Here is a 22879-nt window from a genome sequence, read left to right on the forward strand (position 1 = left end):
CGAGCGTTCACCAGGCGATCTACGACCGTGAAAGGCCGGGTGATGGCCGCTGGCGGCCTGCTGAACGGGTGTCCGACGTCGCGTGCGAGAACGGGTCGGGCAGCGGGCGGGCCGTCGAGCCACGTTCGACGAGCTTGGCCGGCAGCAGCGCCGGGGCCGACAGGCCGGACGACGCCGCGGCCGACAGCCCCGCCGACGGTGCGCGCAGCTGGTTGAGCAGACGCTGGACGGCGAAGGTGCCGAAGTGGCGCAGGGGAGAGGCGACCGTCGTCAGCGGCGGCGTGCAGAAGTCGGAGCCGAAGATGTTGTCGAACCCGACCACGCTCAGGTCGCCGGGCACCTCGATGCCCAGCCGGGTCAGCCCGCGCATCGTGCCGATCGCGACCAGGTCGTTGTAGGCCACGGTCGCGGTCGCGGAGTGGGTGGTCAGGGCCTGGGCGGCCGACAGCCCGCCGGCGAGCGTGGGCGCGAACGGGCCGAGCCGGCGGGCCTTCAGCCCGAGCTCCTGGGTCGCCTCCCGGAAGGCGCGCCAGCGCATGCCGTCGGCCCACGACGCCTCGGGGCCGGCCAGGTACGTCAGCCGCACGTGCCCCAGGCCCGCCAGGTGCTCGACGGCGCGCCGCATGCCCTGGGCGTTGTCGGTCACGACGCTCGGGACGTCCGCCACGACGCGGTTCATCACGACGGTCGGCCGCTGCTTGGCGACGGCCCGGATCGCGGCGTCCGAGAGCCGCGAGGTGGCCAGCACGACGCCCTCGACCAGGGGCAGCGTGCGCTCCAGGGCACGGCGCTCGGCCCCGCTGGACTCGTGCGCGTCCACCACCAGCAGCGTGTAGCCGGCGTCGATGGCGGTCTTCTCGGCGCTGCGGATGATCTCGAAGAAGAACGGGTTGGTCAGGTCGGCCACGACGATCGCGAGCAGCGCCGTCCGGCCGTCGGGCAGGCCCCGCCCGATCGGGCTGGTCCGGTAGCCGAGCTCGTGGGCGACCCGGCGGATGCGGTCCGCCGTCTCCGCGTTGACGCGCCCCGGCCGGGAGAACGCCCGCGACACCGTCGAGGGCGCGACGCCGGCGGCCTCGGCGACGTCGTAGATGGTCGGTCTTGTGCGAGAGCTCCCTGTTTCGCCAGTTTCGCCCATGCGCGGGGAGCGTACGGCGCGCACCACGTGCACGGCAACCAGTTGCCGTGAACCCGCCGGGTGTGGCAGATCCTTGCCCGCCCGGCAAGAGGTGGCAACACCTTGACTGCCCTGGTGCGGCACCCTCGAATGACGGCATGACCATGCGCGCCGCGGGCTCAGCGACGAGCCCGCCACCCGAGGACGACGACGAGGCGGTCCAGGTCGAGGCCGCCGAGAGCGAGCTCAGACGACTGGGCCTGGAGGAGATCCGCGTTCGGCACCACGGCGACCTGGCCCGGCTCGAGGCGCCGCACGACGACCTGGCGACCATGACGTCGGAGCCCCTGCGCGGTGAGGTGCTGCGGGCCGTGCGGTCCGCGGGCTTCCGGTCGGTGGCCGTCGACCTGGAGGCCGTGATCACCCCGGACGACGCCTGACGGGACCCGGTGGCAACCGCGTGCTACGGGGCGCGCGCCGTGGCGGGGCAACAAGTGGCAACTCGTTGTCCGGCCCTGGTGCGGCTCATAGTGTCCCGTCTGACGCGCAGCTCCACCGCCGGGGCTGCTGACCTGCTCTACCGACCGGCACCTCCCGGACGACGACGTCCGCCGTGCCCCGACCCGCAGCCCCACGGGTGTCGACGTCGACCCCGTGCGACGAACCGGAAAGAGCGAACCCTTGAGGAGCACGCCATGGTGACCGCCCAGGAGGCCCGCCCCACGACGCCGTCCAGGTCACGGCCGACGCCGCCGGCCGGCGGGCCGCCGTTCGCCGCCCGCGTGCTCGCGCTGCTGGCGGAGTCGTGGCGGCCCGTCGCGGTGCTGCTCGCGCTGTTCGCGCTCTGGTGGTTCGTGGCGTGGCGCGAGCTGGTCCCGGCCTACCTGGTGCCCTCTCCCGGGGCGGTCGCCGAGACCATGGCCGCCGAGTGGCCGATGCTCCTGGAGCACACCTGGGTGACCACGCTGGAGACGATCGTCGGGTTCGTGCTCGCGGCCGTGATCGGCGTGGCGGCCGCCGTGCTGCTGGTCTACTCCAGGACGGCGGAGAAGTCGCTCTACCCGCTCATCCTCTTCGCCCAGGTCATCCCCAAGATCGCCATCGCCCCGATCCTGGTCGTCTGGTTCGGGTTCGGCATGACGCCGAAGATCGTCCTGGCGGTGCTCATCGCGTTCTTCCCCGTCGTGGTCTCGGCCGTGGCCGGGCTGCGCTCGGTCGACCCCGAGCTGCTCGAGATGTCCGCGACGATGGGCGCCTCGCGGTGGAAGACGTTCCGCAAGATCCGCTTCCCCGGTGCGCTCCCGCAGCTCATGTCCGGACTCAAGGTGGCGGTGACGCTCGCGGTCGTGGGTGCCGTCGTCGGCGAGTTCGTGGGCGCCGACCGGGGCCTCGGCTACGTGCTGCTGCTCGCCAGCGGCAACCTCGACGCCCCGCTGCTGTTCGCCGACCTGATCCTCATGTCGCTCATCGGCGTGGTCCTGTTCGTGCTGGTCGAGCTGCTCGAACGGCTCCTCATCCCGTGGCACGCCTCGCGCCGGGGCAACCTCGCGCTCGCGACCGTCTGACCAGCGCCCTCTCGTTCTTCCTGCCGCCACCGTGGCGGCCCGACCAGAAAGGCTCTCCCATGCATGGTGCAACGAAGCAGGAGCGTGGCCGCAGGACCGCGATGTCGCTGGCCGTGGCGGGCGTCGCACTGGCGACGGCCGCGGCCTGCGGGCAGGCCGCCGGGGGCGGGCCGGGTGAGCAGAACGCCGACGGCCTGAGCGAGGTGACGGTGACGCTCAACTGGGTGCCGTACGGCGAGCACGCCCCCTTCTACTACGGCGTGGCCGAGGGCATCTTCGAGGACGAGGGCATCGACCTGACGATCCAGCCGGGCAACGGGTCCGGCAACACCGTGCAGCAGGTGGCGCAGCGCAACACCGACTTCGGGTGGGCGGACACGCCGCCGCTCGCGAACGGCATCAGCTCCGGCATGCCCGTGCGCAGCGTCGGGGTCTTCCTGCAGACCGGCCCCAGCTCCGTCGAGTTCTTCGACGACCAGGGCATCACCGAGCCCGCCGACCTCGTGGGCAAGACGGTCGGCGGCACGCCCGGCGACGCCATGTACGGCACGTTCCCGGCGTGGCTGGAGATCAACGGCGTGAACCCGGACGACGTGACCGTGGTCAACGTGGACGCCGCGGGCAAGATCGCCGCGCTCATCGAGGGCAAGGTCGACGCCATCCAGGGCTTCTACCACGACCAGGCGGCGACCATCGAGAACCAGACCGGCAAGGAGGTCTCGGCCCTGCCGTTCGCGGACTTCGGCATGAACATGCTCGGCACCGGCCTGCTGGCGCACGAGGCGACGATCGAGAGCGACCCCGAGCTGGTCCAGGCGATGGTGCGGGCGACGTCGAAGGCGTTCCTCGCGGCGTCCGAGGACCCCGACGCCGCCGTCGCCGCCATGGCCGCCGACGCCGAGCAGGCGCCCGACGAGGAGGTGCTGGCGGCGCAGCTCGAGGCGACGATCGGCCTGCTCAACCTCGAGGAGGCCCCGGCGCCCGGCGTGAACACCGAGCAGCAGTGGACCGACACGCTGACGTTCCTCACGGAGAACACGGAGTTCGAGGGCGAGCCGACGCCGGACGCGTACTGGGACGCGAGCTTCGGGGAGGGCATGTGACCGCCGCGACGGAGCCCACGGTCGCGCGGGCCGCAGGCGGGCGGGCCGCCGGCGCCGAGCCGATCATCGAGGTCTCGCACCTCACCCGGCGCTTCACCTCCAAACGCTCGGAGACCGTGGCGCTGGACGACGTCTCGCTGGCCGTGCAGCCGGGGGAGTTCGTCACGATCGCGGGGCCGTCCGGCTGCGGCAAGTCGACGCTGCTCAAGATCATCGCGGGACTCACCCTGGCCAGCGAGGGCGACGTGCGCCTGTACGGGCAGCCGGTCACGGGTCCGCAGCGCGAGATCGGGTTCGCCTTCCAGCGCTCGGCCCTGCTGGAGTGGCGGGGCGTGCGCAGGAACATCCTGCTCCAGGCCGAGATGCGCGGCATGGACCGGCGCCGCGCGGAGGAGCGCGCCGACCACCTCATCGAGCTGACCGGACTGACCGGGTTCGAGAAGGCCCTGCCGCACGAGCTGTCCGGCGGCATGCAGCAGCGCGTGGCCCTGTGCCGTGCCCTGCTGCACGAGCCCCGGGTGCTGCTCATGGACGAGCCGTTCGGGGCGCTCGACGCCCTGACGCGCGAGCAGATGAACATCGAGATGAACCGGATCTGGCGCGAGACCGGCACCACCGTGGTGCTGGTGACCCACTCCGTGCCGGAGGCGGTGTACCTGGGCAGCCGCATCGTCGTCATGAGCCCGCGGCCCGGCCGCATCGTCGAGACGCTCGAACCGGGGCTGCCGGAGCGCCGCGAGTACGGGCCGACCCTGGCCGACCCGCGCTTCACGGCGGCCGCCGAGCGCCTGCGTGACCTGCTCGGCGCGAGCCATGCGCCCGAGTGACCGGGGCCGGCCGTGACGTCCGCCGGCACGGGTGAGGACGTCAGCACGGGTGAGGGCGTCGGCGCGGGCGTCGGCGTCGGCATCGTGGGCATGGGCGGGATCGGCGCGTTGCACGCCCGGGCCGTGTCGGAGCTGGCGGGCCGGGCTCGTGTCGTCGCGTTCAGCGGCCGGGCGGCGGAGGGTGCGCCGCCGACGGCCGCGCGTCTCGCACCGCACGAGGTCATCGCGCACCCCGACGTCGAGGTCGTGGCGATCTGCACCCCGAGCGGCACGCACGCGGCGCTCGCGCTGGCGGCGCTGGAGGCCGGCCGGCACGTCGTCGTCGAGAAGCCGCTCGCGCTGGACGTCGGTGACGCGCTGCGCGTCGCGCGTGCCGCGCGCGAGCGCGGGCTCCTGGTCTCGATGATCGCCCAGCGGCGCCTGGAGGCCGAGAACCTGGCGCTCAGGCGCGCGATCGACGACGGGGCGCTGGGCGAGCTGCGGCTGGCGACCACCCACGTGCACTGGCACCGCGACGACGGCTACTACCGCGCGGCGGGATGGCGGTCCGCGGCGGACCAGGGCGGCGGGTCCCTGATGAACCAGGGCGTGCACAGCGTGGACCTGCTGCGCTGGCTGTGCGGCCCGGTCGAGTCGGTGACGGCGCAGTCCGGCACCCTCGCGCACGCGATCGCGGCGGAGGACACGACGGTGGCCACCCTTCGCTTCGCCTCCGGCGCGCTCGGCGTGGTGACCACGACGACGGCGACGCCGCCCGGGTTCCCGGCGACCGTCTCCGTGCTCGGTTCCCGCGGATCGGTCGATCTCGGTCAGGGGGAGGTGCGCCGGTGGGACGTGCCGGGGGTGCCCCCGCCGCCGGCGGGACCCGCGGCGAACGGTGCCGCCGACCCGCTCGCGATCGGCCACGCGGGACACCTGGCCCAGTGGACCCGGATCGTCGACGCCCTGCGGTCACCGGCGGCGGTGCCGGTGCCGGTCGGCATCGACGACGCCGTCGAGACGGTCCGGCTGCTGTGCGCGATCGAGGCGGCCGCGGCGTCGGGCGCGGTGGTGCGGCCCGCGGACCTGACCGCCGCACCACCGCGCCCGACGCCGGGTCAGAGCCGGTCGAACGGGGCGGCGTAGCGGAACCGGCCGGCGTGCTCCGGCCGCCATGCGCTCAGGGTCCGTGCCTGGAAGTAGTCGCCCCATGCGGGGTCGGGGGCCTCGATCCCGGTCTCGACGGCGGCCACGAACCCGAACCGGGAGTAGAGGGCGGGCTCGCCGAGCAGCACGACCACGGGTTCACCGAGCGCGTCGGCGGCGCCGAGGACGGCGTGCATCAGGGCCGCGCCGACGCCGCGCCCCTGGTGCGCCGGGTGGACGCTGAGCGGGCCGAGCCCCAGCGCCGGCCGGCCCGCGAGCTGTCCGCGAGTGGCGACCACATGGCCGACCACCTCCGGGTCGGCCGGCCCCGACTCCGCGACCAGCGACAGCTCGGGCACCCACCCCGGGTCGGCGCGCAACCACCCGACCAGGGTGGCCTCCCCAGGCGCGCCGTCGGCCTCGACCGACGGCGCGGCGTGCGCGACGCCCGAGAAGGCGGCCGCGGTGACGGCGCGGATGGACGGGACGTCGGACGGGCGTTCCTGCCTGATGAGCATGCGGTCACTGTCGAGGGCGCAGCGCCGGCAGGGCAAGACAAATATCGCCCGGGGCCGGGCGCCGCGCGGGCGCCCTGGCCGGGCGGTCAGCGGTCCCTGGTGAGCAGGGCACGGTTCCCGACGTCCGGCACGGACGGATCCGCCGGCACCTGGGAGACGGGTCCGGCACCTGCCGGCGTGGGACGCACGAGATCGTCGAGGATCCGCGTGAATCCGGCCTCGCTGACGACGGGGATGCCGTAGGCCGCGGCCTTGCGGGCCTTGCCGGACATCGAGTCGGCGTCGGCGGCGACGACCAGCCGCACCTTCCGGGTGACGGCGGGGCGGGGGACGAGCCCGGCTGCGGCGGCCCGGCGCTCCCACACGTCCCGCGGCTCGTCCATCGCCCCGGTGAAGACGACCTGGTCGCCGGGGCCGAGGGGGTACCGGCCGGGTCGGTCACCGGTCCCGGAGCCCGCCTCGGCGGCGGTAGCCGCATCCTGGAGGATGCGCCCGGCGTCCGCGGCGGGGACCTCCAGCATGGCGGCGACGGCCCGGAGGTCGGCCAGCTCCGCCGCGTCGAGCACGCCGTCGGCCGAGGCCACGCTCGCCAGCCCGGCGAGGTACTCGCGGTGCAGGGCGGCGGCCTCCGTCCGGCCGATCCCGAGCTGTCCGCACAGCTCGGCGAGCTGGTCGTGCTCGCGGGCGGAGATGTGCCGGTCCAGCAGCGCCCGGTCGACCAGCTCGAGGTACTCCTCCTTCTCCCACGTGGTGATCGGGGTGGTGCGGGCGGCGGCGAGCCGGGCGAGGAAGTGGGTGTCGCGCTCGGCGGAGACGCCCCGCCGCACGGGCCCGGCCCCCGTGGCCGGGATGACCGGCCAGGGTGTGGTCGCGGCGAGCTCGACGACGTCGTCCCAGCCGGGCACGACGTGCCGGGCACCGCCGGCCAGGTAGATCCGCAGGAGCTCCGCGGCGGCCCGGGCGTCGGCGAGGGCCTCGTGCGCGGAGGCGAGCGCGACGCCGTGGTGCGCGCAGGCCCCGGCCAGGGACCGTGGGGCGGTGGGGAAGAGCTGTGCCCCGGTGCGCATCGTGCACAGGGTGGTCGGCTCGATGAGCGGCACGTCGTACCCGGTCGCGGCGAACGCGTGCCAGACGAACCGGCGGTCGAACTGCGCGTTGTGCGCCACGAAGGTGCGTCCGCGCAGCAGCTGCGCGGCGTGGCCGGCGATGTCCTGGAACGACGGCGCGTGGCGGGCGTCGGAGGTGCTGATGCCGTGGATCTGCTGCGGACCGAGGTCTCGTCCCGGGTTGACGAGCGTGGCCCAGGTGTCCTCGATGCGGCCGTCGGGGTCGACCTGGACGACCGCGAGCTCGACGATCCGGTCGTGCCCGCCCGGGAACAACCCGGTGGTCTCCACGTCCACGACGGTGTACCCGGTCACGTGCGTCTCCCCTCGCAGCGGTGTGCAGAACCGGGCAATCGTCGCAGCCGGCCCGGGGCGGCGCAGGAGGGGCCGTGGGTGAAGCGCTGGTGCGGCGGGGTGATCTCGTGCCGGTGGTGGCAGCGGCCCGCTAGGCAGGCCCGGCCGCCCGAGGGCCGCCGAGGGCGTCCAGCAGGGGTGCCCGGCCGGGACCCGCCAGCCACTGGTCGAAGCGCAGCAGGAAGGGGAACGCCGCCCGCAGCCCCGCGAGGTCGGTGCGGCCCGCGAGCCTGCCGTCGTCGACGAGCGCGACCGACCTGGCCAGGACCTCGTCCTGGTCGAGCAGCGCCTGCGGCAGACGGCGGTAGGTGATCGGGCGCCGCGCCGCGCGTGTCAGCCGGTCGGCGATCTCGGTGCCGGTCAGGGCGTCACCGGCGATCTCGACCGTGCGGCCGCCGAACTGGCCGGGTGCGCCGAGGACGGCGGCGGTGACGCGGCCGATGTCCTGCACGGCGACGAGCTGCATCGCCTGGTCGGGCCGCATCAGGAACGTCAGCTCGCCCCGAGCGGGGTCGGTCGCGGTCAGCAGGAGCTCCATGAACGTGGCCGGGCGGACCACCGTGGTGGTGATGCCGAGACCCCGGACGTGCTCCTCGATCCGGCTCTTGACGTCGAAGTGGCGCACGCCGGTCGAGACCGGCCCGGCGGCGATCATCGAGCTGTAGACCAGGTGCCGGGCGCCGCTGTGCTCGGCGGCGTCGGCCACGGCGACGCCGTAGCGGACCTCGTCGTCGTGGCTGAGCCCGGCTCCCGCCTGACCCGAGCTCGGCTGCACGCTGAACACGCCGTGCACCCCGGCGAACGCCGCCCGCAGCGACCCCGGGTCGGCGAGGTCGCCCCGGACGACCTCGGCCCCCGCCGCGGCCAGCGACCGGGCACGGCTGCCACCCGGGTCCCGCACGACGGCACGGACGGTCCAGCCGGCGGTCAGCAGCGCCGCGCTCACCGCACCACCCTGCTGACCGGTGGCGCCCAGCACGGCGACGGTTCGTCCGGCGTCGGGCCGTCGGGTGGAGGTTCGGGTCCGGGAGTCGCTCATGTCCGGGACCGTAACGGAGCGCCCCGTCCGCCTGGCTAAAGTGAGAGCGGTGACGACCGAAGTGAGAGCGCGGTTGCGTTCGGACGCCCGGGACAACCGCGAGCGCATCGTCGCCGTCGCCCGTGCCGCGTTCGCGGACGGCGGCCTGGACGTGCCCGTCCGGGAGATCGCCCGGCGGGCCGAGGTCGGTCCGGCCACGGTCTACCGGCACTTCGCGACCAAGGAGGCGCTGCTGGCCGAGGTCTTCGCGGCCCAGATGGCGTCGTGCGCCGAGATCGTGCGCCGGGGGCGGGCCGCCGGCGACCCGTGGCGCGGCCTGAGCCTGGTGGTCGAGGAGCTGATGGCGGTCCACGCCCTCGACAAGGGTTTCGCGCGGGCCTTCACCTCCCGGATGTCCGAGCCCGCCGAGCTCGCCGCCGAGCGCGACCGCACGCTCGCGGCGCTGCGCGAGCTGGTGCGGCAGGCGAAGGAGGCCGGTGCGCTGCGCGCGGACTTCGTGCTGGAGGACATCAACCTCGCCCTGCTGGCCAACGAGGGGATCCGTGCGGACACCCCCGAGATGCGGCTGGCCGCGTCACGCCGGTTCGCCGCCCTGATGCTGCAGTCCTTCCAGGCCCGCCCGGTCGCGGCCCCGCTGCCCCCGGCGGTCCGGTTGCCGCCGGCCCAGGGGTAGCCGGGCGGCCCTACAGGTGCTCGGTGTAGAACGCCGCGAGCCGCTCGGTGGCCGCGTCGACGTACTCGGGCACGTCGTACATCTCGTAGTGCCCGGCGCCCTCGACCACCATGAGGTCGACCGGGTTGGGCGCCATCTCCCACAGCCGCATGCCGGACTCGTAGGAGCCCGTGGTGCCGCGCCGTCCGGCGAGGACCACCTGGAGCGGCTGGGTCATGAGCTGGTCGACCAGGTGGAACGCGTCGTAGCCCAGCAGCAGCGAGTCGCCGCGGGACAGCCGCCGGTTGGTCGAGCGCTCGTGCCCGCCCCGTGGGGTGCGGTAGTAGGTGATCGCCTGCGTCGTGTCGAGGTCGGGCGTGCCGGCCGCCGCGGCGTCCTCCAGCGTGTCGGGGAGCCAGGCGTCGCGGCGCAGCTCGCCGGTGCGGTTCTCCTGGGTGCGGGCCTTCGCCATGACGTCGAGCGCGGCGACCGGGCCGTCCGGCTGGAAGCCGCGGAACGACGTGCCCATGTTGCCCGGGACCACCGTGCCGACGGCCTTGATGCGGTGGTCCGTGCGGGCGGTGTGCACCGCGTAGCCGCCGCCCGCGCAGATCCCGAGCACGCCGATGCGCTCCGGGTCGATGCCGGGCAGCGTGCCCAGCGCGTCGATCGCGTACGAGATGTCCTCGCCGCGTCGGTAGGGATCCTCGAGGTCGCGCGGCTCGCCGCCGCTCTGACCCTGGTGGGCGGGGTCGAACACGAGCGCCGCGAGGCCCCGGGCGGCCAGCCGGGCGGCATAGTTCGCGCCGATCTGCTCCTTCACGCTGCTGCCCGGGGTGGAGAGCACCACGGCGGGCAGGGGCGTGGCGTCCCGGTCGTCGGGGAGGTAGAGGTCGGCGGCGAGCTCGATCGGCCCGCGGGGGATGGTCAGGTGCTGACGCATGGGTGGAGAACCTCTCGTTCCATGTTGTGCTAGTTCAAAATGGAGAGTAGTACAGTTCTGAACTAACATCACCGTAGCACCCCGCACCACCCGGACCGAGGAGGGCACATGGCGGTCGACGCCGCACAGCTCTGGACCCTGAACCACCGCCTGCTCACCGCCGTGCTGGACGAGGCCGGCACCCAGCTCGAGGAGCTCGGGCTGGAACCGAAGGAGTTCTTCGTGCTCGCCGAGGTCCCGGCCTCGCCGCACCCTGCCCAGCTCGCGAAGGAGCTGGTGATCCCCAAGGCGAGCGTGACCGTCTACGTGCGCAACCTGGTCGCCAAGGGCTTCCTGCGCCGTGAGATCGACGACTCCGACCTGCGGCGCCACCGCCTGGTGCTCACCGACGACGGCGTCGCCGCCCGCGACCGATCGTTCGCGGCGCTCGCGGCGGCGTTCGACCGCAGGCTCGCCCGCATCGCGCCCGGCGACCGGGCCGAGCTGGCCCGCATCCTGACGGCGCTGCTCGAACCCGCCGCGCCGCTCGAGCCGGCCCCGGAGGTGTCGCGGTGAGCGCCGGCGACCGCCCGACGCGGCCGTGGACCGAGGCCGAGCTGGCCCTGCTCGACCGGGCGGAGCTGATCCGCGTGGCGGGCGCGCGCGACGACGGCACCCTGCGCCCCTTCGTGACCATCGGGCACGTCCGGCTCGGCCGGGACGAGCTCGTCCGCTCGCTCCACGGGCCCGGCGGCGCCTGGTACCGCGCCGCGACACGGTCCGGGCACGGCCAGGTCGACGTCGCCGGGCAGCGCATCGCGGTCGCCTTCCTGCCCGACGTCGGCCGTGCGGCGGAGGTCGACCGGGCCCTGCGCGCCCGGTACGGCAACGACTCCGGCGTCCGCCGGATGACCAGCGACCCGGCGCGGACGGCCACGCTCCGGATGGTCCCGCTGGCGTAGTCCTTCGCCGGAGACTCCTTCCATGAGGGCGGATGAATACGGGCAGGAATGGGTGAAAAGCGGCAGGCCGAGTTCTATTTTGATGTGGAGTGATTCAATCTCCATGTGGACGGATTAAACCCGTTTCTTGTGCGTGAAGTGCGTGTGAACAACGGTCGAAGCGCTTGAGGGGCCTCATTTTTTCTCGGCATGATGAAAGCCATTCGCCGAGACAAGAACTGAGGGGTCATCGTGAATCATCAGTCCGTTGTCACCGTGCCTGGCCTGCTCGCGGCCCGGGCGCAGGAGCGGCCCGACGCGACCGCGATCGAGCTCGTCGGCGCGGGCCGGCTCAGCTACGGGGAGTGGGGCCGGCGCTCGCACGCGGTCGGCCACGGCCTCGTCGCCAGGGGCGTCCGGCCCGGGGACCGCGTCGTCGTCCGCGCGTCGGCCGACTGGATCGCCTTCGCGGTCGGGTACGTCGGCGTGCAGGCCGCCGGGGCGATCGCCGTCCCCGTGCTGGCGTCCAGCAGCGACGAGTACATCGCTCGCGTCCACGCGGAGGCCGGGGCGGTCGGCATGCTCGGCGACGCCGTGCCCGGGTGCCCGGGCTGGTCCCTCTCCGTGCACCAGATCGAGGCGGGACAGCCGGCAGACCCGACCGGGGTGCCGGTGAGCGGCGAGGACGACGCCGAGATCCTCTTCACCTCCGGCACGACCGGGCGGCCGAAGGGCGTCGTGTCCACGCACGACAACCTCACGTACGCGATCCGCCAGCGCGTCCCGGACGGAGCGGCCGCGACCCAGGTGCGCACCGTCCTGCACGCGCTGCCGCCCGCGACCAACGCGGGCCAGTCCCTCCTGGTCCAGACGCTCAGCGCGGCTCCGCACACCATGATCGTGCTCGAGAAGTTCGACGCCGGCACCCTGCTGCGTACCGCCCAGGAGGTCAGGCCGGACGACATCGTGCTCGTCCCCGCCTACGCGCTGGCTCTCCTGCGGGCCACGGCGCGGTTCGACCTGAGCGGCGTGCGGCAGGTGCGCACCACGAGCGCGCCGATCTCGGCCGCGACGCTGGCCAGGCTGGCCGAGCTGTTCCCGCAGGCGAGCATCGTCAACATGTACACCTCGACCGAGAGCTGGCCCGCGCGCCTGCGGATGCGCTTCGACCCGGGCCGCCCGTTCTCGCTCGGCCGGGCGCACGGGCGCAGCGAGGTGCGCGTCGTCGACGCGTCCGGCGCGCCGGTGGCGGCAGGCACCTCGGGCGCGGTGCAGCTCCGGATCGACGGCGTGCGTCCGCGCCGCTACTGGAACGACCCGGACGCCACCGCGCGCGTCTTCGGGTCGGACCGGTGGGTGAGCACCGGAGACGTGGGCCGCCTGGACGAGGAGGGGTACTTCTACCTGGAGGACCGCAGCGCCGACACGGTGAACGTCGGCGGACGGAACGTGTCCACGCTCGCCGCCGAGGGTGTCCTGGAGGAGCACCCCGACGTGGAGGAGGCAGCGGCGTTCGGTGTGCCGCACCCGACGCTCGGCCAGTACCTCGTCGCCACCGTGATCGGCTCCGGCGACCTCGACCCGGACGAGGTGCGCTCCTTCGCCGCCGCGCGGCTGGGGGAGTCGGACGCACCCAAGCGGGTCGTCCGGGTCGAGCACCTGCCCCGCAACGCCCTGGGCAAGGTCGTCAAGCGCGATCTGGCCCGGACCTTCTCCGCGCTGCTCGCGCAGGAGGCCGGTCAGACGGAGCCGGCGAGCGCCACGGAACGCGCGGTGGCGGCGATCTGGGCACGGGCCCTGGACACCGACGCCACCTCGATCGGCCCGGACGCCGAGTGGCTGTCGCTCGGCGGGTCGTCGCTCGAGGCGGCCGAGGTCGCGCTGCTCGTCGCCGACGAGCTCGGGCGCGACGTGCCCGAGCGGGTGCTGCACACCAACCCGACGCTGCGCGCCTACGCCTCCGCGGTGGACGACGCACCGCAGGCGGAGCAGAGGCTGCTGCGACCCATCGCCCGCGCCGCCCGTGGGGTGGCCGGATGAGCACCCTGCACACCGCGACGCACTACCAGCGGTCCCTCTACGGGGCGACCGGCGGGCGCGCCTCCGGCGTCACCGTCGGCGCCGCCGTCCGGATGCGCGGACACACCGACCCCCGCCGCGTCCGCGCCGCGCTCGCCGCGCTCACCGCCCGCCACGAGGCCCTGCGCACCACGCTGACCCGGCCCGGCACGAGCACCGCCGCGCACCAGGTGGTCGGCGAGCACACGCCACCGGACCTGCGCGAGGTCAGCCTCGCCACGATCGAGCCGAAGGAGCGCGAGGCCGCCTGTGCCGCGCTCCTGCAGGCAGAGCTGCGGCGACCGTTCGTGCTGGCGGACAGCCCGCTCGTGCGGGCGCTGCTGGTCACCCTCGCCGACGACGACCGGGTGTTCGCCGTGATCGGGCACCACGCGATCATGGACGGCTGGTCCGCGGGCGTGATCCGCGACGACTTCCGGTACCTGTACGAGCACGGACCCGGTGCCCCGCTCGCGCCGCCCGCGCTCCATCTCGCCGACTACGCCGCCTGGGAGGCCGAGCTGTCCGGCGACCCCGCGACGCGGGAGCACTGGCGCGCGGTCCTGGCCGACGCCCGTCCCCGTCTCTCGTTCCCCCGCGACACGCCGGCCGTCGGGACCCTCGCGCGCACCACACCGCATCCGCTCCCGCTCGACCACGGCCCGGCCCTCGACGCGCTGCGCCCGCTGATGGCGGAGCACCGGGCGAGCACGACCGCCGTCCTGCTGGCGGCGCTCGCGGCGGCCCTGCGGGATCACGCGACGGACGAGCGGATCACGGTCGGCGTCATGCGCTCGAACCGCCGGCAGCGCGAGGTCCGCGCGACGGTCGGGTTCCTCGCCGGGCACGTGCCGGTCACGGTGGACCTGTCCGGGGACCCGTCGTGCGCCACGCTCGTCGGGCGTGCGGCCGACGCCTACGACCGTGCGATCACGCGCCCGGCACCGGCGGGCGTGCTCCGCGCGTCCCTGCCCGACGTCGGCCCCGGCCCCCTGTTCGACGTCTCGTTGAACTACAGCGCGGGTGAGCGCCGGCCCGACGCGGTCGTCACCGGTGCCGGCACCACGTTCTCACCGTTCGACCTCGCCCACGAGGGGCCCACCGACCACCCCTGGTGGGACGGCGCCTCCTTGCTGGACTTCCAGGTCAGGTCCGACCCGGCCGGCCGGTTCACGGGCGTGCTCGTGGCCGACGCCACGGTGTTCGGCGACCGGGCGGCGGCCCGGTTCGCCGGCCGCTTCACGGCCGCGTTGCGCAGGGTGGCCGAGCACCCCGGGGACCGTCTCAGCGTCCTCGGTACGACCCGGGAACCGGTCCGATGAGCGCCGTCACCGTCGGCGCCGAGGTGCTGCCCGCCACCTACCTCCAGCAGGAGTGGGTCGCGGCGGTCGGCGCGGAGGAGTCCAACCACAACATCCCGCACGCGATCGAGATCACCGGGCCCCTGGACCTCGACCACCTGGCCGCGGTGCTGGCGGCACTGGTGGAACGGCACGAGACCCTGCGCACGGCCTTCGTCCGCACGGCGGGCGGCATCGCGCAGCGGGTCACGGCGCCGTTCCGTCCCGGGTGGGAGCTCGAGGACCTCTCCCACCTGCCGCGACCGGCGCGCCGCGCCGCGCTCGAACGGCTCGCGGTCCGGCGGTGCGAGCAGACGACCGACCTGTTCACCCCGCCGCTCTGGTCGGCGGTCGTGGTCCGGATGGCTCCCGGGCACCACGTCCTGCTGACCGTCTGGCACCACGCCGTCTTCGACGGCTGGTCCAACGCGGTGCTCCTGCGCGACGTGCACCAGCTCTACCGCGCCCGGCTCGACCCGACGTACCCGCCGCCGGCCGCGGTGCCGGTCCAGCCCGGCGACTACGCCGCGCACGAGCGCACCATCGGCCTCGGGGCGCACGCCGGGTTCTGGGGCGAGCAGTCCGCGGCAGACCCGCCACGCCTGCCCCGGGAACGCACGGGCCCGGGCGATCCGCTGTGGTTGGAGGCGCACCCCCTGCCGCTGTTGGGCGCGGAGACGACCGGTCCCCTGCTCAGGATCGGCGCCCGGCACGGCGCCAAGCCGGCCAGCACCCTGCGCGCCCTGGTCCTGGCGTCGCTCACGCCCTACCTCGGCGACGACGTGACGATCGGGTGCGTCACGGCCAACCGGGACGTCCCCGGGCTGGCGCACACCCTCGGTCTCGTGAGCGACCACGTGCCCGTCCGGGTCGACCTGCGGGACGACCCGTCGTTCGGCCGGCTCGCCGGGCGCGTCCACGAGGCGACCCGGCAGGCGCACCGGCACCGGGTCCCGGTCGGGGTGCTGCGCCACGAGCTGCCCGGGGCGGCCCGGCGGGGCGGCTCGTTGTTCGACATCTCGATCAACTACCTGCCGCACGCCCCGGGCCGTGCCGCGACGATCACCGTCCCGGACGGCGGCACGGTCACGATGCGGCAGCTGACGCTGCCGACCACCGCGCTCCGGCCGCGGATGGCGACGGCGTTCAGCGGCGCCGTGCCGCTCGGCTTCCAGCTGCACCACGCGCACGAGGGTCATGTCTCCGGCGACCTGTGGGCGCACCGTCCCGCGTTCGCCTCGCGGACGATCGACGAGCTGACGGGGAACCTCGGCCGGACGGCGCGCGAGGTGCTCGCCGCACCCGGGCGCGGGATCCGGGGCCTCGCCGTCCGGGGGAGGGGGTGAGCACGGGCCGTACCGCGCACTAGGCCGCCATCGCGAGCCGCTGGTGGGCCGCCCACTCCATCGCGGCGGCGGCCACCGGCAGCTCGGGGTCGAGGAGCCAGGCGGTCTCCAGGCCGTTGATGAACGCGATGATCTCGATCGCCTTGAGACGGGTGTCGACGTCGGCCCGGATCTCGGCGCGGTCCTGGGCGGCGGCCAGGACCGCGGCGACCCGGTCGACGGTCACGTGGTACCGGCCGGCCAGGCGAGGGTGGAGCACGCCGTCGTCGCCGAGGTTCTCGACGACCAGCACGGTGTGCATGCCCACCGAGTGGGAGTGGCTGGCCCACCGGGTGACGTTGTGCGCGATGACGTCGAGGATGCCCAGGCCCACGTCGGTGTCGTGCCACAGGATCTCGTCCTCGGCGTCGTCGCGGCGGTCCAGCACCGCGTGGAGCAGGGCCTCCTTGCTCGAGTAGTGGTAGAGGAGGCCGCTCTGCGAGACGCCCGCCTCTGCGGCGATCTCGGCGAGGTTGGTGCCGCGGGACCCGTTGCGCGCCACGAGGCGGGTGGCGGCGTCGACGATCAGCTCTCGGCGGGCCTTGCCCTTGGCCGACAAGGAGATCTTGGGCGCGCCCGTCACCCGTGCCCCCTGAAGCTGGTCCTGATCTGTCATGTCCATCTCCTGTCGTCCACTCTTTGCGGGCCTTTCCGTGCGCGATATTCCTTACTTCACGGCGCCCTGAAGAAGGGCTTTGACGAAGTGTCGCTGAAAGAAGAGGAATACCAGCAGGGAAGGTGCGATGATCAGCAGCGAACCGGCGCACAGCAGTGCGATGTTCGTCCCGTGCTCACCCTGGAAAGCACCCAGGCCCCCCGCAACCGTACGCATCGTCGGGTCGTCGACCAGGACGAGCGGCAGCAGGTACTGGTTCCAGGTCGCCAGGAAGAACAGGATCGTGAGCGCCGACAGCGCCGGCACCGCGAGCGGCAGCTGGACCCGGCGGAAGATCTGCCACGTGGAGGCGCCGTCGAGCTTGGCCGCCTCGGTCAGGGCGGTCTCCATGGTGCGGAAGCTTGCCCGCATCCAGAACACCCCGAACGGCATGAGCAGCCCGATGAGCGGCAGGATGACGGCCCACCGGGTACCGAGCAGCCCCATGTCGCGGAGGTTGTAGTAGAGCGGGGTGATGAGCGCCTCGAACGGCAGCGTCAGGCCGACGAGCAGGAGCACCTCCACGAACCTGCCGCCGGGCACGTCGAGCTGTGCGAGCGCGTACCCGGCCGCGGCGGCCATGGCGACGGCAGCGGGGACGACGCCGAGCACGATCAGGACGCTCGACCGGAACAGCGCGAGGAAGTTCGCCGAGGTCCAGGCGTCCGCGAAGTTGCTCCACTGCGGATCCTCGGGCCAGGCGAGGCCGGGCGGCGTGCTGTTCTGCGGTGCGAGTGCGGCGGTGAGCATGCTGAGCAGGGGCAGGATCGCGAACAGCATGAGGGCCAGGAGGATGACGGCCCGGGTGACGCGGTCGTGGACGGGTGAGGAGACGGCGCTCATTCGTGCCTCCCGATGCGCTGGATGGGCCAGATGACGAGCAGGACGAGCGCCGCGAGGAGCACGGCCAGGGCCGAGGCCTGGCCGATCCGCTGTTCCAGGAAGGTGAGCCGGTAGATCTCCACGCCGGGCACCATCGTCTGGTAGCCGGGGCCACCCTGGGTCGCGATCTGGACCACGTCGAAGCTGGCCAGTGCGGCGATGGTGCCGATGGTCGCGCAGACGGCGATCTCCTGCCGGAGCCCGGGAAGCGTGACCGCGAAGAACTCGCCCACGCGGCCCGCTCCGTCCAGGCGGGCGGCCTCGTAGAGCGACGGGTCGATCTTGCCGATGCCGGACAGCAGCAGGACCGTGCAGAACCCGAACGACAGCCAGAACCCGATGACGCCGACCGCCGGCAGGGCGAACGTGAAGTCCCCGAGCCACGCGCGGGTCACGGACCCGAGGCCTACGGCCCGGAGCGTCTGGTTGACGAGCCCGTCTGTGGAGAACATCCACGTCCAGGCGATGCCCGCCGCCACGGGCGGCAGGACCTGCGGGACGAACAGCACCACCCGGGCGGTGGTGCTGAACGCCCCGGCGCGCAGCTCCCGGACGAGGCTCGCCGCGACGAGCCCCAGGCCGACCGGAAGCGCGGCGTAGAAGAAGATGAGGACGAACGCGTGCGCGACCGACCCGAGCAGCTCTGGCTCGGTGAAGACGGCCACCCAGTTGTCCAGGCCCGCCGGGGTGGCGGGGCCGATGCCGTCCCACTCGTAGAACGAGAACTGGACGGACTGCCCCAGCGGGTACAGGACGAACGCCGTGTACATGGCCAGGGCGGGTGCGACCCAGAGCAGGGTGCTCCACCGCCGCGCCGGGCGGCGACGTCGGGCAGGACGCGGGGGAGGGGGCGACTCCTCTGCCTCGGGGGCCGGCCGCAGGGCGGTCGAGCCGCGGGGGTACCTGGACATCTACTTCTCCGCCTCGTTCTCGTAGTCCGCCTGGATCGCCGCCGAGAACTCGGCCGGCGACGTCTTCCCGGACACGAGCAGCTGTGTCTGCGGGATCAGGGTGCTGGCGTGCATCGACGCCGTCGAGTTCGACATGAAGTCGACCAGGCCGTCGCTCTCCAGCAGGGTCTGGAACGACTCGACGGTGCCGGCGACGAGGGATCCGGGCTCGGAGTCCGGCGCCGGTGCGTCCGCCGGGCCGCCGGGCGGCAGGCCGAGGAGGTCGAGGGTGCTCTGACGAGCGCCGGGGTCCGTCTGGATGAAGTCCAGGAACGCGGCCGCCACGTCGCGCTGGGCGGCTTTGGTAGGAATGGCCAGCACGCCGGCGGCCGTCATCGCGGTCACGGGGTCGCCGGCCTTCTCGGGCGGGAAGAGGAAGAACCCGATCTCGCCCTTCCCGGTCTCCTGGAGTGTCGGCGCCTGCCAGTTCCCGCTCGGGAAGAAGACGCCCTCACCCTCCGCGAACCGGGCGGGTGCCTGCGTCTGGTCGATGCTGTTGACGTCTGCGGGCAGGTAGCCCTCCTGGCCCCAGCGCTGGAGCGTGGCGGCGGCGTCGACCAGCGCGGGCGTGTCGATGTTCGCGCCCGGCGTGTTGTAGTTCCAGTCCTGGACCACCTGGGTGCCACCCGCATGGTTCATCTGGAGGTTCTGCAGCGGATAGGCCAGCCCGCCGTCCTTGCCGTTGACCATCATCGGCAGCAGGCCGGCGTCCTTCGCCTTCTGCAGGCTCTCCTCGAAGGCGTCGAGCGTGGCCGGCGGCTCGGTCATCCCGATCCGGGCCGCGAGGGCCGTGTTGTAGTACACGCCCGTCAGGCCGAACCCTGGCCCGGCACCGTACAGGTGCCCGGTGCCGCGCTGCCGGCCGTCCTCCCCGACGCGGGTGGAGGCGAACTGCGACTGCGGCCACTCGGTCCATCCGTACGCCTCGGCGTACGGGTCGAGGTTGGTCAGGAGCCCGTCCTCGACCAGGTTGCCGAAGGACGCGAGCCGGACCAGGTCGGGCACCTCGGTGCCCGAGATCAGCCGGGGGACGTTCGTGGTCAGGTTGTTGAAGTCCTCACCGGTGACCTGCACGGTCACGGTCGGGTGCTCGTCCTGGAAGGCCTGGCCGAGCTTCTCGTAGAGCGCCACGTCGGGGGTGGAGACGAGAACCTGCAGCGTCACCGGCGTGTCGCCGATGCTGGTGCTCACGCTCTCCGGCGTGTCGGACAGGGGGCTCTGCGCGCCCGGCGCGCCGCACGAGGCCAGGAGCGCGACGAGGGCGACGGGCAACGCTGCCCGGTGGGCTGGCCGGCGGCTTCGCCGGGACAGGGTGGTGGTAGGCATGACAGCTCCTCACGAGTGAAGGTCGGACGATGAGGGCGCGTTCCGCGCCGCTTGGCGAGCCGGCCGGCGGGCGGCGAACGCGCGCCGCAGGGCCGAGGCGGCCTTCTCCACGGCGTCCGTCGCGTCCGCCATGACGCCGAGGGTCTCGATGAACCCGTGGATCTGCCCCGGGTAGTCGTGGACCTCGACAGGAACCCGGTCCGCTCGCAGCCGCCTGGCGTACTCGACGGACTCACCGCGCAGGATGTCGTGCTCGGCGGTGATCAGGACGGTCGGAGGGACACCGCGCAGCGTTGTGGCGTGCATCGGCGAGACCACCGGGGACCGCCGCATCAGCCGGTCCGGGACGTAGGCGTCCCACAGGTACCCGATCCGCTCGAACGCCGTCCTGCCGTAGTCGGCCCGGCCCGCGAAGCCGGCGTAGGACTCGACGAACCGCCGCTTGGCCGCGGTGTCCATGGTGCTGTCCAGCACCGGGTACACCAGCAGCTGCAGCACCAGGTCGAGCCGGGCGTCCCGCGCCCGGAGGGCGCTCGCCGCGGCGAGGTTGCCGCCGGCGCTGTCGCCCCCGACCGCGACCCGGTCGAAGGTGCGCCGGGCCCAGCCGACCGCGGCCCACGAGTCGTCCAGCGCCGCCGGGAACGGGTGCTCGGGTGCGAGCCGGTAGTCGATGGCGAGGACGGCGCACCCGGCACGGTTCGCGATCGCCCGCGCCACGCCGTCGCACGAGTCCAGGTCGCCGAGCATCCAGCCCCCGCCGTGGATCCAGACCAGCACGTCGCCGTCGTCGTCGCCCGGCCGGTAGAGCCGCGAGGGGACGCCGCCGGCGTCGACCGTCTGCACGGAGACCACGTGCTCCGGTGGGCCGCCGACCGCCAGGACGTGGTCGCGGGCCTGTCTCCGCAGGGCGGCGAGGTCACGGCCCCAGTAGTTCGGCTGGGGCGCGAGGGAGTCGAGGTACGTCCGCACCTGCGCGCTGGGCATCGGTGTCGTCATGGGGGCTCCTCCTTGAGCTGGGCCTGTGGTCCTCGGCAGGCAGGCGCGAGCGACCACTCCTTCGTGGGCTCGGGGTGTCGATCAGGACCCGTGCGGTCGGGGTACCGGCTAGGGCCGGGCCTGCCTGCGAGGCACGGGGTCGAACGGTGTCGTCATGGAGCTCCTCCTTGAGCTGTACCGGCCTGCGGGTCCACCAGGCAGGTGAGGAGTAACCGCTCCTTCGCGGGTTCTCGGTCGTCCAAAACCGACTGACTGGTCAGTCTGTGCTTTTGAATCTAGCTCTCCGGTGCTCGCGTGTCCAAGGGGCCGGGGGTGGTGTAACCGTTTCGTGATGCGGTGGACCCGGTGGCCCGCGGTCGGGTCAGCCGTCTGGTGCGCAGCGTGGGGGAGCCCGCCGCCTCGCGGGCCGGCTCCCCCAGGGGCTGGCGTGGGCGGGTCCTTCCGGACCGGTGCGACGCTTTCGTGCTCAGGCGCCCAGCTGTTCCCTGGCGGTGTCGGTGTCCTGGAGGTTGGTCATGTTGACGAACCGCCCGTCGTGGACCCGGTAGAGGGCGTACTCGGTGATCTCGAAGGAGGCGCCGGTGGGAGCGACGCCGAGCCATTCCTTGACCGGGGTGCCGGTGTTGGTCAGGCGTGCGGCGATCTCGTGGCCGCTGACGCGGAGGTCGTCGAGGCGCCATGTCAGGTCCGGCACGGCGTCGACCTGGGCGGTCAGTGCGGCGCGGACCTGGTCGCGGGTGACGGGGTCGCCGAAGTGCGTGAGCTGGTCGGCGACGAACTCGTCGAGGCGGTGGAGCTCGTGGGCGTTGAGCGCCGCGATGTAGCGCTCGTAGAGCTCGCGGAGTTCGGTGTGGGTCATGTCGGTTCTTCCTCTCGGCTGGTGCTGCGTCCCGCAGGTTGCCTCGTGTCGCCGACGGCGATCGAGGTGCGGGCGCAGAGCAAGCCTGAGCGCGTGCACGGCTAGAATCCATAACGTGCCGTCTGCCGTTCCTTACGCATCGTCTACTTTCCTGCCCGTGCCGCAGGCGAGCGATCCGGTCGCGGACGCGATCGGGCTGCTCCGGCCTCGTACCGTGGTCTATCCGGCGCTGCGGGCCGGCGGGGTATGGGGAGTGCGGTTCGAGGCGTTCCCGCACGTCAAGATCGGGGGCGTGGTGCGCGGCGAGACCTGGTTGGCTCTCGACGGGCGTGAGCCGGTCCACCTGCGTGAGGGCGACTTCTACCTGCTGAGCAACCCGCCGGCCTACGTGCTGGGCAGTGGCGCGTCCGTGGAGCCGCTGCCGGCCGCGCAGCTGTGGGAGACCGCCGTGGAGGGTGCCGTGCGTACCGGGTCGGGCGACGACGACACCTACCTGTGCGGCGGGTACTTCTGGTTCGACGAGTTCAACGCCCCGATCCTCCTCGACGTCCTGCCGGAGCTGGTGCACGTTCGCGCCGACGACCCCCGGATCCGTGCGCTGGCCTACGTGACCGAGCTGCTGTCCGGCGAGGTCGGGAACTGCGCCATCGGGCGTTCCCTCATCCTCGACCACCTGGTCCAGATCCTCCTGGTCCAGGTGCTGCGTTCTCACGCGGAGCAGTCGGATCGCCCGGTCGGGTGGCTGGGTGCGCTGGTCGACGACGGTATCGGCGCGGCGCTGCGGGCGATGCACGCGGACGTGGCCCACCGCTGGACCGTCCAGGAGCTCGCCGGGATCAGTCACCTGTCGCGGTCGGGATTCGCGAAGTCGTTCAAGCGGCAGGTGGGGATCGCGCCGCTGGAGTACCTGATCCAGTGGCGCATGAGCCTGGCGCGTGACGCTCTCCGGCGCGACACGCAGACGATCTCCGAGCTCGCCTTCGCCACGGGGTACGAGTCCGAGAGCGCGTTCAGCACCGCGTTCCGGCGTGAGGTCGGCGCCTCGCCGAAGCAGTTCCGCGACCGTGCGCGCCGGGCGGCCGGGACCGAGGAGCCTCGCGAGGCGCCGGCCCTCGGCGTCGCCTGAGCGACGGGGCCGGCGCCGGCGGCCCGACAGGGG

Annotated in this window: 23 protein-coding genes; 12 read left to right on the plus strand and 11 right to left on the minus strand. The window is 73.4% G+C overall.

Translation table 11 applies throughout. From position 1 onward, the window contains the following. Nucleotides 1-19 precede the first annotated feature (19 nt). Nucleotides 20-1138 (minus strand): LacI family DNA-binding transcriptional regulator, encoded by a 1119-nt coding sequence (locus ACO229_RS04160; protein ID WP_423463882.1) that lies wholly within the window; start codon nt 1136-1138, stop codon nt 20-22. Between the two features lie 137 nt (nt 1139-1275). Here ACO229_RS04160 and ACO229_RS04165 point away from each other — a divergent pair, with 137 nt between their 5' ends. The 5 genes from ACO229_RS04165 to ACO229_RS04185 all read left to right on the plus strand — a co-directional run bounded on the left by ACO229_RS04165 (nt 1276) and on the right by ACO229_RS04185 (nt 5737). Next, nucleotides 1276-1557, plus strand: a complete 282-nt coding sequence (locus ACO229_RS04165; RefSeq protein ID WP_423463883.1) for a hypothetical protein — start codon at nt 1276-1278, stop codon at nt 1555-1557. A gap of 255 nt (nt 1558-1812) precedes the next feature. Next, complete coding sequence (locus ACO229_RS04170; RefSeq protein ID WP_397418446.1) at nt 1813-2682, plus strand: ABC transporter permease; 870 nt, start codon at nt 1813-1815, stop codon at nt 2680-2682. Nucleotides 2683-2741: 59 nt separating this feature from the next. Next, on the plus strand, nt 2742-3785 hold the full coding sequence (locus ACO229_RS04175; protein ID WP_423463884.1) for an ABC transporter substrate-binding protein: 1044 nt from the start codon (nt 2742-2744) through the stop codon (nt 3783-3785). Beyond that, entirely contained in the window at nt 3782-4612 is an 831-nt protein-coding gene (locus ACO229_RS04180) for an ABC transporter ATP-binding protein (RefSeq protein WP_397430590.1), read from the plus strand. The genes ACO229_RS04175 and ACO229_RS04180 overlap by 4 nt, the downstream gene beginning before the upstream one ends. A gap of 12 nt (nt 4613-4624) precedes the next feature. Next, entirely contained in the window at nt 4625-5737 is a 1113-nt protein-coding gene (locus tag ACO229_RS04185; protein ID WP_423463885.1) for a Gfo/Idh/MocA family protein, read from the plus strand. Here the strand turns inward: ACO229_RS04185 and ACO229_RS04190 are convergent. The 3 genes from ACO229_RS04190 to ACO229_RS04200 form a co-directional block, all read right to left on the minus strand. Continuing rightward, a complete protein-coding gene (locus tag ACO229_RS04190) occupies nt 5710-6255 on the minus strand; it encodes a GNAT family N-acetyltransferase (RefSeq protein ID WP_423463887.1) in 546 nt (181 codons plus the stop codon). The genes ACO229_RS04185 and ACO229_RS04190 overlap by 28 nt on opposite strands. A gap of 86 nt (nt 6256-6341) precedes the next feature. Next, entirely contained in the window at nt 6342-7676 is a 1335-nt protein-coding gene (locus ACO229_RS04195) for an exonuclease domain-containing protein (protein ID WP_423463888.1), read from the minus strand. A gap of 130 nt (nt 7677-7806) precedes the next feature. Next, nucleotides 7807-8754 (minus strand): NmrA/HSCARG family protein, encoded by a 948-nt coding sequence (locus tag ACO229_RS04200; protein ID WP_423463889.1) that lies wholly within the window; start codon nt 8752-8754, stop codon nt 7807-7809. A 49-nt stretch (nt 8755-8803) separates the two neighbouring features. Between ACO229_RS04200 and ACO229_RS04205 the strand changes: the two genes are divergently transcribed. Continuing rightward, on the plus strand, nt 8804-9427 hold the full coding sequence (locus ACO229_RS04205; protein ID WP_397418763.1) for a TetR/AcrR family transcriptional regulator: 624 nt from the start codon (nt 8804-8806) through the stop codon (nt 9425-9427). Nucleotides 9428-9437: 10 nt separating this feature from the next. Here the strand turns inward: ACO229_RS04205 and ACO229_RS04210 are convergent, their stop codons facing one another. Continuing rightward, on the minus strand, nt 9438-10349 hold the full coding sequence (locus ACO229_RS04210) for an alpha/beta hydrolase (RefSeq protein WP_423463891.1): 912 nt from the start codon (nt 10347-10349) through the stop codon (nt 9438-9440). 108 nt (nt 10350-10457) lie between these two features. On the opposite strand from ACO229_RS04210, the gene ACO229_RS04215 reads away from it, so the two are divergent. From ACO229_RS04215 to ACO229_RS04235, 5 genes are all read left to right on the plus strand, one after another. Further along, a complete protein-coding gene (locus ACO229_RS04215) occupies nt 10458-10904 on the plus strand; it encodes a MarR family winged helix-turn-helix transcriptional regulator (protein WP_397418767.1) in 447 nt (148 codons plus the stop codon). Continuing rightward, on the plus strand, nt 10901-11290 hold the full coding sequence (locus ACO229_RS04220) for a DUF2255 family protein (protein WP_397418769.1): 390 nt from the start codon (nt 10901-10903) through the stop codon (nt 11288-11290). Before ACO229_RS04215 ends, ACO229_RS04220 begins: the two co-directional genes overlap by 4 nt. A gap of 231 nt (nt 11291-11521) precedes the next feature. Further along, a complete protein-coding gene (locus ACO229_RS04225; RefSeq protein WP_423463892.1) occupies nt 11522-13309 on the plus strand; it encodes an AMP-binding protein in 1788 nt (595 codons plus the stop codon). Further along, nucleotides 13306-14649 carry a condensation domain-containing protein gene (locus tag ACO229_RS04230; RefSeq protein ID WP_423463893.1) on the plus strand — a complete coding sequence of 448 codons (1344 nt, stop codon included), beginning with the start codon at nt 13306-13308 and terminating at the stop codon, nt 14647-14649. Before ACO229_RS04225 ends, ACO229_RS04230 begins: the two co-directional genes overlap by 4 nt. After that, nucleotides 14646-16013: a condensation domain-containing protein gene (locus ACO229_RS04235; protein ID WP_423463895.1), complete on the plus strand. Its 1368-nt coding sequence runs from the start codon at nt 14646-14648 to the stop codon at nt 16011-16013. Before ACO229_RS04230 ends, ACO229_RS04235 begins: the two co-directional genes overlap by 4 nt. A 19-nt stretch (nt 16014-16032) precedes the next feature. Here ACO229_RS04235 and ACO229_RS04240 read toward each other — a convergent pair whose 3' ends face one another. The 6 genes from ACO229_RS04240 to ACO229_RS04265 form a co-directional block, all read right to left on the minus strand. After that, nucleotides 16033-16668, minus strand: a complete 636-nt coding sequence (locus tag ACO229_RS04240; RefSeq protein ID WP_423463896.1) for a TetR/AcrR family transcriptional regulator — start codon at nt 16666-16668, stop codon at nt 16033-16035. A 51-nt stretch (nt 16669-16719) separates the two neighbouring features. Continuing rightward, nucleotides 16720-17550 (minus strand): carbohydrate ABC transporter permease, encoded by an 831-nt coding sequence (locus ACO229_RS04245; RefSeq protein ID WP_397430578.1) that lies wholly within the window; start codon nt 17548-17550, stop codon nt 16720-16722. After that, a complete protein-coding gene (locus tag ACO229_RS04250) occupies nt 17547-18500 on the minus strand; it encodes a carbohydrate ABC transporter permease (RefSeq protein WP_397430577.1) in 954 nt (317 codons plus the stop codon). The genes ACO229_RS04245 and ACO229_RS04250 overlap by 4 nt, the downstream gene beginning before the upstream one ends. Next, the gene (locus ACO229_RS04255; RefSeq protein ID WP_423463897.1) at nt 18501-19865 is read right to left on the minus strand and encodes an ABC transporter substrate-binding protein; all 1365 of its coding nucleotides are present in this window, start codon (nt 19863-19865) and stop codon (nt 18501-18503) included. Nucleotides 19866-19874: 9 nt separating this feature from the next. Beyond that, nucleotides 19875-20861: an alpha/beta hydrolase gene (locus tag ACO229_RS04260; RefSeq protein WP_423463898.1), complete on the minus strand. Its 987-nt coding sequence runs from the start codon at nt 20859-20861 to the stop codon at nt 19875-19877. 466 nt (nt 20862-21327) lie between these two features. Beyond that, the gene (locus ACO229_RS04265) at nt 21328-21720 is read right to left on the minus strand and encodes an ester cyclase (protein WP_423463899.1); all 393 of its coding nucleotides are present in this window, start codon (nt 21718-21720) and stop codon (nt 21328-21330) included. A 157-nt stretch (nt 21721-21877) separates the two neighbouring features. Between ACO229_RS04265 and ACO229_RS04270 the strand changes: the two genes are divergently transcribed. Further along, nucleotides 21878-22846: an AraC family transcriptional regulator gene (locus ACO229_RS04270; protein ID WP_423463900.1), complete on the plus strand. Its 969-nt coding sequence runs from the start codon at nt 21878-21880 to the stop codon at nt 22844-22846. Nucleotides 22847-22879 lie beyond the last annotated feature (33 nt).

The sequence above is a fragment of the Promicromonospora sp. MS192 genome (assembly GCF_049532985.1).
Lineage (GTDB): Bacteria > Actinomycetota > Actinomycetes > Actinomycetales > Cellulomonadaceae > Promicromonospora.